7 protein-coding genes are annotated in these 11,628 nt (G+C 61.0%); 6 read left to right on the forward strand and 1 reads right to left on the reverse strand.

The genetic code is table 11. The annotated features are described in order from the left end of the window. The first annotated feature begins 183 nt into the window (after positions 1–183). The 6 genes from B5E65_RS04050 to B5E65_RS04075 all read left to right on the forward strand — a co-directional run bounded on the left by B5E65_RS04050 (position 184) and on the right by B5E65_RS04075 (position 7,847). Positions 184–2,043, forward strand: a complete 1,860-nt coding sequence (locus tag B5E65_RS04050) for a beta-N-acetylhexosaminidase (protein ID WP_087170496.1) — start codon at positions 184–186, stop codon at positions 2,041–2,043. A gap of 29 nt (positions 2,044–2,072) precedes the next feature. Further along, positions 2,073–3,347 (forward strand): Gfo/Idh/MocA family protein, encoded by a 1,275-nt coding sequence (locus B5E65_RS04055; protein ID WP_087170497.1) that lies wholly within the window; start codon positions 2,073–2,075, stop codon positions 3,345–3,347. A 268-nt stretch (positions 3,348–3,615) separates the two neighbouring features. Then, positions 3,616–4,941 carry an ABC transporter substrate-binding protein gene (locus B5E65_RS04060; RefSeq protein WP_087170498.1) on the forward strand — a complete coding sequence of 442 codons (1,326 nt, stop codon included), beginning with the start codon at positions 3,616–3,618 and terminating at the stop codon, positions 4,939–4,941. Positions 4,942–5,105: 164 nt separating this feature from the next. Continuing rightward, complete coding sequence (locus B5E65_RS04065) at positions 5,106–6,029, forward strand: carbohydrate ABC transporter permease (protein ID WP_087170499.1); 924 nt, start codon at positions 5,106–5,108, stop codon at positions 6,027–6,029. Positions 6,030–6,044: 15 nt separating this feature from the next. Then, positions 6,045–6,935, forward strand: a complete 891-nt coding sequence (locus tag B5E65_RS04070) for a carbohydrate ABC transporter permease (RefSeq protein ID WP_087170500.1) — start codon at positions 6,045–6,047, stop codon at positions 6,933–6,935. A 6-nt stretch (positions 6,936–6,941) separates the two neighbouring features. Continuing rightward, the gene (locus B5E65_RS04075; protein WP_087170501.1) at positions 6,942–7,847 is read left to right on the forward strand and encodes a helix-turn-helix domain-containing protein; all 906 of its coding nucleotides are present in this window, start codon (positions 6,942–6,944) and stop codon (positions 7,845–7,847) included. A gap of 105 nt (positions 7,848–7,952) precedes the next feature. Here the strand turns inward: B5E65_RS04075 and rpoC are convergent, their stop codons facing one another. Next, positions 7,953–11,504, reverse strand: a complete 3,552-nt coding sequence (rpoC, locus tag B5E65_RS04080) for a DNA-directed RNA polymerase subunit beta' (protein WP_087170502.1) — start codon at positions 11,502–11,504, stop codon at positions 7,953–7,955. Positions 11,505–11,628 lie beyond the last annotated feature (124 nt).

Consider the following 11,628-nt stretch of genomic DNA (forward strand, 5'->3'; position numbering starts at 1 on the left):
CATTTTCTTAAAATTGTGCTTTCTGCCGCAAAAATCCCGGCATTTATACTGCAAAATGCCAAAATCACTGTTTTATCGTGTATAATCAAGCCGAAAAGGATAAAAATTGCGTCGGATTTTTTACCCTTTTTGCTGTATGATGAAGACAGAAACCCATACCGATACAACACGAGGTATCCACCTATGCGATTTCGACTGAACGAGAGTGCCCTCCGCTTTACCGAGGGCGTCCGGCTGCTGGCCGGGCTGAACGTACTGAAACTGGCCGACGACGGCCTGGCCGTTGACTGGCAGGAGGGCAGCGTCCTCCGGGTGAGCCGCCAGGGCGGCACCGCCCGGATCGAGGGCAGCTGCCCGGTACACTTTTTCCGGGGGCTGGGCCTGCTTCTGGAAGGGGCGGAGGATGTACAGGAAGAGCCTGTATTTCCCACCATCGGGGCCAGCTTTGATCTGTCCCGCAACGGGGCGATGCAGCCCCGGGCACTGAGCCGGATGCTGGCCCGGCTGGCACTGATGGGATACCAGCAGATGTACCTGTACACCGAGGATACCTACCAGCTGGAAGACTATCCGTTCTTTGGCTATCTGCGGGGCGCCTACAGCGAGCAGGAACTGCGGCAGCTGGACGATCAGGCCGCCAGCCTGGGGATTGAGCTGGTCCCCTGCATCCAGACACTGGGCCATCTGGAACGGTTCCTGCATTGGGAGAGCAGCGCACCGCTGCGGGACACCCCCGATGTATTGCTGGTGGGCAGCGAAGAGGTCTATCAGCTGATTGACGCGATGATGCGGCAGTGCCGCCGGTGTTTCCGTACAGACAAGATCCATATCGGCATGGACGAAGCCATGAACCTGGGGCTGGGCCGGTATCTGAAGCAGAACGGATACCGGGAGAGTTTTTCCATCATGCTGGCCCATGTGAACCGGGTGGCGGAGATTGCCCGGCAGTACGGGTTCTCGCCCATGATGTGGAGCGATATGTACTTCCGCTGTGCCAGCCCCCGGGATGACTATTACGAGGACGTGGTGGAGATCCCCGCCCGGGTGCGGGAAGCCGCACCCCGGGACGTGGCCCTGGTGTATTGGGACTACTACCACGCCGACGAGGCCTTCTACGACCGGTATCTGACCCTGCATGAGCAGTTCGGTGTGCCGCTGTACTTTGCGGGCGGCATGTGGACCTGGCTGGGGCCCGCGCCGGATTACGAGGTGTTTTTCCGCAACGCGGCCCCGGCGCTGGCCGCCTGCCGCAAGCACGGAGTGCAGCAGATGCTGCTGACCACCTGGGGCGACGACGGCGCCGAGACCAGCCCCCAGGCCATGCTGCTGGGGCTGCAAGCCTGGGCGGAATACGCCTACACCGGCAGCTGGGATGACCGGGCGGCACTGGCCCGGCGGCTGTATACCTGCACCGGTGCGGACTGGGATGCGCTGCTGCGGCTGAGTGCGTTCCACAAAACCGCCCGGCTGGACCCGGCCAGCGACCTGCCCAACGGGGCCAAATTTTTGCTGTACCAGGACCCGCTGACCGGTATCTACGATGCCGACGTGGCGGGGCTGGGTTTTGCCGAACAGTACGCGGCCCTGGAAACGGAATACGCCGTCCGGGCTGAAGCGGGCGGCCAGTGGCAGGCGCTGTATACGTTCTATGCCGCGCTGGCCCGGGTGCTGAAGAACAAGGCGGAACTGGGCGGCGACCTCTGCCATGCCTACCAAGCCGGCGACCGGGAAACGCTGCGCCGTCTGGCGGCACAGGCCCGGCAGGCATCCGCCGACTGCGGCGACTTGCTGGAGGCCTGGCGGGTGCTGTGGGATCAGGAGAACCGGCCCTTTGGCTTTGAGGTACTGGAGGTGCGGATAGCCGGGGTACGCTCCCGGCTGGAGACCGCGGCCCGGCGGGTAGAGGCCTGGTGCGCCGGAGAACTGGATGAACTGGAAGAGCTGGCAGCGCCCCGTCTGCCGGTGCTGCGCAAGCCCGGCACCGATCAGATCCATGGTGTGTATTTCTGGCGCGAGATCACAAGCGCCTGCAAAGCCTGGTAACCCCTTTGAAACAGAAAGGTAGCGAGAAGATGAATGAGAACAAGGTGACGATGGTAATTGCCGGCCTGGGCGGGCGCGGCCATGACATCTACGGACAGTACGCCCTGGAGCATCCGGATGAAGTGGAGATCGCTGCGATCGCCGATCCCCGGCCGGACCGGCTGGAACTGGCCCGCCGGGAGTGGAACATCCCGCCGGAGCGTTGCTTTACCAGCGCGGAGGAGATGTTCGCTCTGCCCCAGCTGGCCGACGCGGCGGTAATTGCCACCCAGGACCGGCAGCATGTGGCCCATGCGGGCGCGGCGCTCAAGGCCGGGTACCATCTGCTGCTGGAAAAGCCGGTGGCCGTGGACATCGAGGGCTGTCTGGAGGTGCTGCGGCTGGCCCGGCAGTACCGCCGCCATGTGGTGGTATGCCACGTGCTGCGGTACAGCCCTTTCTACACCACCCTCAAGCGGATCATCACCGAGGGCCGCATCGGCGAGGTGGTAACCATTCAGGCCATGGAGCAGGTGGGCTACTGGCACCATGCCCACAGCTACGTGCGGGGCAACTGGCGGCGGGCGGACGAATCCAGCCCCATGATCCTGGCCAAGTGCTGCCATGATATGGATGTGCTGCTCTGGCTGTCCGGCCGGCGGGCCCAGCGGGTAAGTTCCTATGGCAGCAACTATCTGTTCCGGGCAGACAAAGCCCCGGAGGGCGCCGCCGAGCGGTGCCTGGACTGCCCGGTGCGGGCGGACTGCCCCTATGACGCGGTGCGCTACTATCTGGAAAGCGACCGCACCAGCGTGCGGGCGGGACGGGTGCACTGGCCTATCAACGTGCTGGACCCCAACCCCACCGAGGAGACCATCGCCCGGGCCCTGCGCGAGGGCCCCTACGGCCGCTGTGTATTCCACTGCGACAACGATGTGGTGGATCACCAGGTGGTGAACATCGATCTGGACAATGGGGCCACCATCAACTTTACCATGTCCGCCTTTACCGAGCGGTGCTACCGCACCATCAAGGTGATGGGCACCCGCGGCTGTGTGGAGGGCAACATGGATCTGGCCCATCTGACCCTGCACGACTTCTTCGGCCACACCGAGGAAATCGACCTGAACATCACCGATGGTTCGATGGCGGGCCACGGCGGCGGCGACGCGGTTATGGTCAAACAGTTTGTGGATCTGCTGCACAGCGGCCGCGACGACGAGATGCAGTCTTCCATCGAGCACTCCATCGAGAGCCATCTGGTGGCGCTGCTGGCGGAAAATTCCCGTCTGGACGAGGGCCGCAGCCTGCCTGTGGAGCTCTAATCACCGTCAATCGTTTTGTCCTTTCCGGTTATTCTTCTTTTTCTGCACGCTTGAAAAATGGATAAATTTTTGTCACTTTTTTCTGTGCAAACGCAAAAATTTATTTATTCTGCTGCAAATTCATGCTATAATTTTTACGCTCTGCCTGAAAACAGTAAAACAAGCGTCGAAAAAGACGAATACTTTACCGTCAGAACTTGTTATACTGGAAACACAAAAGGAAGGGAATCTCCCTTTCGGGGACATCATTATTCAGGAGGAAATGCAAATGAAAAAGTTCGTAGCGCTTGTACTTGTCCTGGCGCTGGCACTGACCTGCTTTGCCGGATGTTCGTCTTCGTCGTCCTCGTCGCAGGCGGGCGGATCGTCCGCTGCAACCGGCGGATCCGATTCCGGCAAACAGCTGTCCGGCAAGGTGGTTTACTGGTCCATGTACAACGAGGGTGAGCCGGAGGCCATGGCCATCCAGAAAGCCGCCGACATGTTCATGGAAGACTACCCCGACTGTGAGGTCGAGATCCAGTGGACCGGCCGTTCCAACCAGGAGATCGTCGGTCCCGCGCTGGAGGGTGGCGAGCAGATCGACATTCTGGATAACTTCTCTTACTCCACCAGCACCGACCGGTATATGGACATCACCGACATGATGCAGTCCCCGGCGCTGGGCCAGGAGGACATGACCGTGGAAGAGAGCCTGCTGCCGGTTCTGAATCTGGCCAATGCGCAGAGCCAGGAAGCCGCGGGTCTGGCCACCGATAAATACTACGGCGTGCAGATCGCGCCCTGGGTTGTGGGCTTCTTCTACAACAAGGACCTGTTCGCCCAGGCGGGCGTGACCGAGGCCCCCACCACCTGGACCGAGTTCATGGAGGTGTGCGAGAAGCTGAAGGCTGCCGGCATCAACGCCATCACCTGCGACGATGCCTACATGACCCTGATCCCCAACAACTACCTGGCCCGTCTGGTGGGCAGTGATACCATCAAGGCCATGAGCGCCGACGCGGCCGATCCGGCCTGGCAGTCCGAGCAGGTGGCCCAGGCGTTCCAGGCGATGGAAGCCCTGTCTCCCTACATGTCGCCCCAGACCGCTACCAACAAGTACCCTGCCGGCCAGCAGGAGTTTGCTCTGGGCGATGCGGCTATGTACCTGAACGCCAGCTGGATGCCCTCTGAGGTAGCAGAGACCGCCGGCGATGACTTCCCCTGGGGCTTCTTCGCGTTCCCGGTTGTGGAGGGCGGCGTGGAAGGCGCCGGTTACACCTCCGTGGGCGGCGTGCCTCTGGCTGTGTACAGCGAATCCCCCAACCCGGAAGCTGCCAAGGAGTTCCTGCGGTACGTGCTCTCCAAGGAAGTGCAGGATTACCTGGCTGAGATGGGCGGCGCCCCCGCCACCGTTGGTTCCGAATGGACCGGCGCCCGTGCGGAGTGCACCGACGTGATCGCCGCCGCCGACAAGGTGGCCAGCCTGAACTGCGATCTGAGCAGCGAGTTTGTGAGCGCGGTGTTCACCCTGGAGATGAACAAGGTGCTGACCGGGCAGACCACCGCCGACAAGGCCGTGGAAACCCTGACCGCTGAGTCCGCCAAGTATTGATGTGCCGTTCGCGCTTGGACGGGGAGCCTTCCCCGTAAGGCGCCGGGATGCCGGCCTGCGGGATGCGGGCCGGCATCCTTTGGTTTTTCGATTTCTGCCTGTTTTCTGTGTCCCATACACCGCGGATCTTTCCAAACCGATTTGCCCCAAGGAGGAAACCAACTGTGAAAAAAAGCCTGCACAGGATGTATCTGGCGTTTTTGTCGCCAGTGGTGATTGCCTTTTTGATTGCCTATCTGTACCCGGTGCTTCGTACCGTGCAGATGTCCTTTTATGAAGTATCCGATATCAGTTCCTCGTCCGACACCTGGAAGTTCGTCGGCCTGTTCAACTACCTGGACCTGTTCAGCCGGCAGCTGTTCCGGGTATCCTTCCGCAATATGCTGCTGATCTTTCTGGTGGGCGGCGCTGCGGTGTTCCTGATCTCGCTGTTCTTTGCCTGGGTGCTGCACAAGGGCATGTTCATGGGCGAGCTGTGGCGCAATCTGATCTACCTGCCCACCGTGATCACCCCGGTGGCCATGATCACCGTCTGGACCCAGTACGTGTACAACAACCGGTTCGGCCTGCTCAAGACCATCTTTGAAACGCTGGGGCTGGATTCCCTGGCCGCTATTCCCTGGACCAGCACCCAGTACGCTTTCTGGGCCATGCTGATCGCCTACTGCTTCTGCAGCATCGGCGGCAACCTGCTGGTCTATATGGCCGCCATGAAAAAGATTCCGGACGATCTGTTTGAAGCCGCTTTCATCGACGGCGCCACCGAGGGCAAGATCTTTTTCCGCATTACCCTGCCGCTGATTGCCGACAACATCAAGACCCAGTTCACCTTCTGGACCATCGGCTGCATCGGTTTCTTCCTCTGGTCCCGGGTATTCAGCGTGGTGCCCTCCGACCCCACCACCATCACCCCGGCCAGCTACATGTATGACCAGCTGTTCGGCACCTCCATCAGCTCCAACACGGTGGCCACCAGCGGTACCAACGTGGGCATGGGCGCGGCCATCGGCGTGGTGCTCTGCCTGGTCACGGTGATTGCCATGGCGGTGATCAACCTGGTCTTCCCCAAAGAAAAATACGAAATGTAAGGAGGCTGCGTCTATATGAAACGGTATCCCCGGTATTGTCTGACCCAGAAACCCGCTCCGGCCGGCCGTGTCAGCGGCGTGGCCGGCAAGGCGGTCCATCTGTTTGGCAAGATCCTGATTCTGTGCTGGTGCGCCTTTACGGTGGCGCTGATCGGCTGGGTCGTGCTGGCTTCGTTCACCCCCACCCGGGACATCTTCCAGAACCAGCTGCTGGCCGACGGGCTGAACATGGACGGCTATTCCACTGTTATGGAACGCTATCACATCATGAACTACTTCCTGAACAGCGTTCTGTACACCGTGTGCGCCTGTGCGGGCCTGATCTTCTTCTGTGCCCCGGCCGCCTTTGTGATGACCAAGTTTACCTTCCGGGGCCGGCGGGTATTCCAGACCCTGTTCTCCATCTCGCTGGGCCTGCCCGGTGTGATGCTGCTGGCTCCCCTGTACATGATGCTGGTAAAACTGAACCTGCACAATTTCCGCGGCACCCTGATCATTGTGTACCTGTGCACCGGTATCTCGGCCACCACGGTATACCTGATGGGCTTTTTTGCCACGGTGCCCATGACCGTTTTTGAGTCCGGCCTGATCGACGGATGCAGCCACATCGGCGCTTTCTACCGGCTGATCGTGCCGCTGGCCAAGCCCGGTATCGTGACCATCACCATCTTCAACTTTATCGGCTACTGGAACGAATACATCTGGGCGCTGGTATTCTCCAGCAAACAGGCCAACCGCACCCTGGCGGTGGCGCTGCAGACGCTGGTTACCAGCATGCAGACAACCGGCAACTACCAGGGCCTGTTTGCCGGTGTTGTGATCGTGTTTATCCCCACCGTCATCATCTACGTACTGCTGTCCAAGCAGATCATGTCCGGCGCTACCGCCGGCGCGGTGAAAGGCTGATCGGTTATGTTGAAACCTGTTCCCATCCGGCCGGTGCTCAGTGTGACGGAGCTGTACACCCTGTACTACTTCCACCATAACAGCGGGTATCGGTTTGCCGGCGAAAGCCACGACTTCTGGGAGATCATCTATGTGGACAAAGGGATGGCCAGCGGCCTGAACGGGCCGGAGCCCTACACCCTGGAAAAGGGCCAGGTGATCTTCCATCATCCCAATGTATTCCACAATTTCCGCACCGGCGGCCCCACCGAGGCGGCGGACGGGTGCGAGGAATGCGACATCATTGTGGTGTCCTTCAACGGCGAACTGGAGATGCTGGAGCAGTTCCGGGATCACATCTTCACGCTGGATATGCAGGAGCGACATCTCTTCAAGGCCATGCTGCAGGAAGCCCGCCGGATGTACGACAAGCCTTTCGGCAAGAATCTGGTCTACTGCAAGGAAGACCCCTCCGCCGGGGAACATCTGCCCGGCGCGGGCCAGATGATCCGCAACCTGCTGGAACAGCTGCTGATCTCGCTGTACCGCAAGCAGCAGGAATGCCCCTCCCAGGTGCAGGCGCTGCCCATGCAGTCGCTGGGAACAGAATATCAGATCGTGCGCCAGATCATCCTGTATCTGGACCAGAACATCTACCGCAACATCACCTTTACCGACGTTTCGGAACATTTCAGCATGAGCGAAACCCAGCTGAAAAAGCTGTTCCGGGAGGTAACCGGCTACAGTGTGATGCAATACTACCGCAAAAGCGTGGTGGACCGGATCGAGTACCACATCCGGCAGATGGACAAGAACTTTACCGAGCTTTCGGAGCTGTTCCATTTCAGTTCCATCCATTATTTCTCCAAGTTCTACAAGCGGGAAACCGGCCATACCCTGCGGGAGTACCAGAAAAATTCCCAGAAAAGCTGAACGTAACGGCGGAACCGATCGGTTCCGCCGTTTCTCGTATACAGAAAAAGTGCCTGCCCCTTGCGGGACAGGCACTTTTTTACATTTTGGCAGATACGGCAAAGGTTACTGCGCCTGAGCGGCCAGTTCCTTCTCCTGCTCTTCCCGTTCGATGAGCTTCTGCTCCACCTCGGCCAGGCCGGTACCGGCGGGCAGCAGCTTACCGATGATGACGTTCTCCTTCAGGCCCATCAGCGGGTCAACCTTGCCCTTGATGGCGGCTTCGGTCAGCACGCGGGTGGTCTCCTGGAAGGAAGCGGCGGACAGGAAGCTGTCGGTGGCCAGAGAAGCCTTGGTGATACCCAGCAGAACCTGGGTGAACTTGGCTTCCTTCAGGCCGGTCTCGCCGGCCATCATGCGGGCGCGGATGGCCTCGTTCTGGGCCTCCACTTCCATCTTGTCGGCCAGAGCGCCGCCGATCAGATTGGTGGAACCGGCGTCGTCCACACGGACCTTGCGCATCATCTGACGCACAATGACCTCGATGTGCTTGTCGTTGATTTCCACGCCCTGCAGACGGTATACCTTCTGCACTTCGCTGATCAGGTAGTTCTCCACGGCGGTGCGGCCCTTGATGGCCAGGATGTCGTGGGGATAGGCGTTGCCTTCGGTGAGGATGTCGCCCTTCTCCAGCTTGTCGCCGTCGGAGATGCGCACGCGCTGGCCGAAGGGGATCAGGTAGCTCTTCTCGGCGGGCGCGCCGTTCTCGTCCACACCGGTCACCACCACGTGGCGGTTCTTCTTGGTGTCGTCGATGTGCGCGGTACCGGCGATCTCGGTCATGATAGCCATGGCCTTGGGACGACGGCTCTCGAACAGTTCCTCAACGCGGGGCAGACCCTGGGTGATATCTTCCGCCGACGCGATACCGCCGGTATGGAAGGTACGCATGGTCAGCTGGGTACCGGGCTCACCGATGGACTGGGCCGCGATGATACCCACGGCCTCACCGATGCCCACGGCCTCGCCGTTGGCCAGGTTGGCGCCGTAGCAGTGGGCGCAGACACCGTGCTTGGCGCGGCAGGTCAGAACGCTGCGCAGCTCCACGCTGGTGATGCCGGCGGCCACGACCTTCTCGGCGTCGAACAGGTCCATCATCTTGCCCTCGGGCACGATCACGGTGCCGTCCGGAGCCTTCACATCGCCCACAGCGTAACGGCCAATCAGACGCTCGCTGAGCTTCTCGATCTCTTCCTTGCCCTCGCGGATATCGGTCACGATGATACCCTCGGTGGCGCCGCAATCCTCCTCGCGGATGATCACGTCCTGAGAAACGTCGACCAGACGACGGGTCAGGTAACCAGAGTCGGCGGTACGCAGCGCGGTATCGGCCAGACCTTTACGGGCTCCACGGCTGGAAACGAAGTATTCCAGGATGTTCAGGCCTTCGCGGTAGTTGGCGCGAATGGGCATCTCGATGGTCTTACCGGAGGTGTTGGCCAGCAGGCCGCGCATGCCGGCCAGCTGTTTGATCTGGTTCATAGAACCACGGGCACCGGAATCCGCCATCATGAAGATGGGGTTGCGGTCGGGCAGGTTGTCGGCCAGGGCCTTGGAAACCTTGTCGGTGGTCTCCTGCCAGATCTGGATAACGCTGTTGTAGCGCTCCTCGTTGGAGATAAGACCTTTGTTGAACTGCTTGATGACCTTGGACACCTTGGCGTCGGCCTCAGCCAGCAGTTCAGGCTTCTGGGGCGGGATCACCGCGTCGCAGACGGCCACGGTGATGGCGCTGATGGTGGAGTACTTGTAGCCCTGCGCCTTGATGCGGTCCAGCATCTGGGCGGTGGTGCGGGTGCCGTGCTTGGCCAGGCACCGGCTGATGATGTCGGGCAGGTTCTTCTTGGTGATCTGGAAGCCGATTTCGTAGTTGAACATGGTCTCGGGATTGGTACGGTCCACGTAGCCCAGGTCCTGCGGAATCGGATTGTTGAAGATGATGCTGCCAACGGTGGTGTCCACCAGACGGCTCATGACCTGGCCGTCCACTTCCTTGGTGCGGCGCACCTTGATGGGGGCATGCAGGGTGACCACCTTGTCGGCGTAGGCCATCAGGGCCTCGTTCTCATCCCGGAAGATCTTGCCTTCGCCCTTGTCGCCCTTGTTGACCATGGTCAGGTAGTAGCTGCCCAGGATCATATCCTGGGTGGGCACGGTAACGGGGCAGCCGTCGGAGGGCTTCAGCAGGTTGCCGGAAGCCAGCATCAGCTGACGGGCCTCACGCTGGGCCTCCACGCTCAGGGGCAGGTGCACCGCCATCTGGTCGCCGTCGAAGTCGGCGTTGAAAGCGGTACAGGCCAGGGGATGCAGCTTGATGGCGCGGCCTTCCACCAGCACCGGCTCAAAGGCCTGGATGCCCAGACGGTGCAGGGTAGGCGCGCGGTTCAGCATAACGGGATGGCCCTTGATAACGGTTTCCAGGCTGTCCCACACTTCGGGGCTGGTGCGCTCGACCTTCTTGCGGGCGCTCTTGATGTTGTTGGCCACGCCCTTTTCCACCAGGTCCTTCATGACGAAGGGCTTGAACAGCTCCAGCGCCATCTCCTTGGGCAGACCGCACTGGTACATCTTCAGCTCGGGACCGACAACGATAACCGAACGGCCGGAGTAGTCCACGCGCTTGCCCAGCAGGTTCTGACGGAAACGGCCCTGCTTGCCCTTCAGCATGTCGGACAGGCTCTTCAGCGGGCGGTTGTTGGGGCCGGTGACCGGACGGCCGCGGCGGCCGTTGTCGATCAGGGCGTCCACGGCCTCCTGCAGCATCCGCTTCTCGTTGCGCACGATGATGTCGGGCGCGCCCAGTTCCAGCAGACGCTTCAGGCGGTTGTTGCGGTTGATGACCCGGCGATACAGGTCGTTCAGGTCGCTGGTGGCGAAACGGCCGCCGTCCAGCTGGACCATCGGGCGGATATCCGGCGGAATGACCGGAACCACGTTCAGGATCATCCACTCGGGGCGGTTGCCGGACAGGCGGAAGGCCTCCACGACCTCCAGACGCTTCATCAGGCGAACGCGCTTCTGGCCGCCGGCCTCTTCCAGCTCGGCGCGCAGCTGGCTGGCCAGCTGCTCCAGATCGATCTCAGCCAGCAGCTCCTGGATGGCCTCGGCGCCCATGGACGCCTTGAACTCATCCTCGTACCGGTCGCGCATGTCCCGGTATTCCTTCTCGGTGAGCAGCTGCTTCTTTTCCAGCGGGGTGTAGCCCGGATCGGTTACGATGTAGCTGGCAAAGTACAGGACCTTTTCCAGCTGACGGGGGCTGATGTCCAGCATCAGGCCGATGCGGCTGGGCACGCCCTTGAAGTACCAGATGTGGCTGACCGGGGCGGCCAGCTCGATGTGGCCCATGCGCTCACGCCGGACCTTGGCCTTGGTGACCTCAACGCCGCAGCGGTCGCAGATCTTGCCTTTGTAGCGGATCCGCTTGTACTTGCCGCAGTGGCACTCCCAGTCCTTGGTGGGTCCAAAGATGCGCTCGCAGAACAGGCCGTCCCGCTCGGGCTTCAGGGTGCGGTAGTTGATGGTCTCCGGCTTCTTGACCTCGCCGTAGCTCCAGGCACGGATCTGATCGGGCGAGGCAAGGCTGATCTTAATGGAGTCGAAATCGTTATATTCCATGAAACGAAACCCTTTCCCTTTCTATGGGCCAGTGTCGGAAAAGCGGGGGCGGCGCCGCACGCGGCGGCTGCCGGGGGCCCCGCCCGCCGTTTCCGGCAGGCCCCTGATCTCAGTAAAGCGATGC

It is taken from the genome of Gemmiger sp. An120, from assembly GCF_002160955.1.
Classification (GTDB): domain Bacteria; phylum Bacillota; class Clostridia; order Oscillospirales; family Ruminococcaceae; genus Gemmiger_A; species Gemmiger_A avium.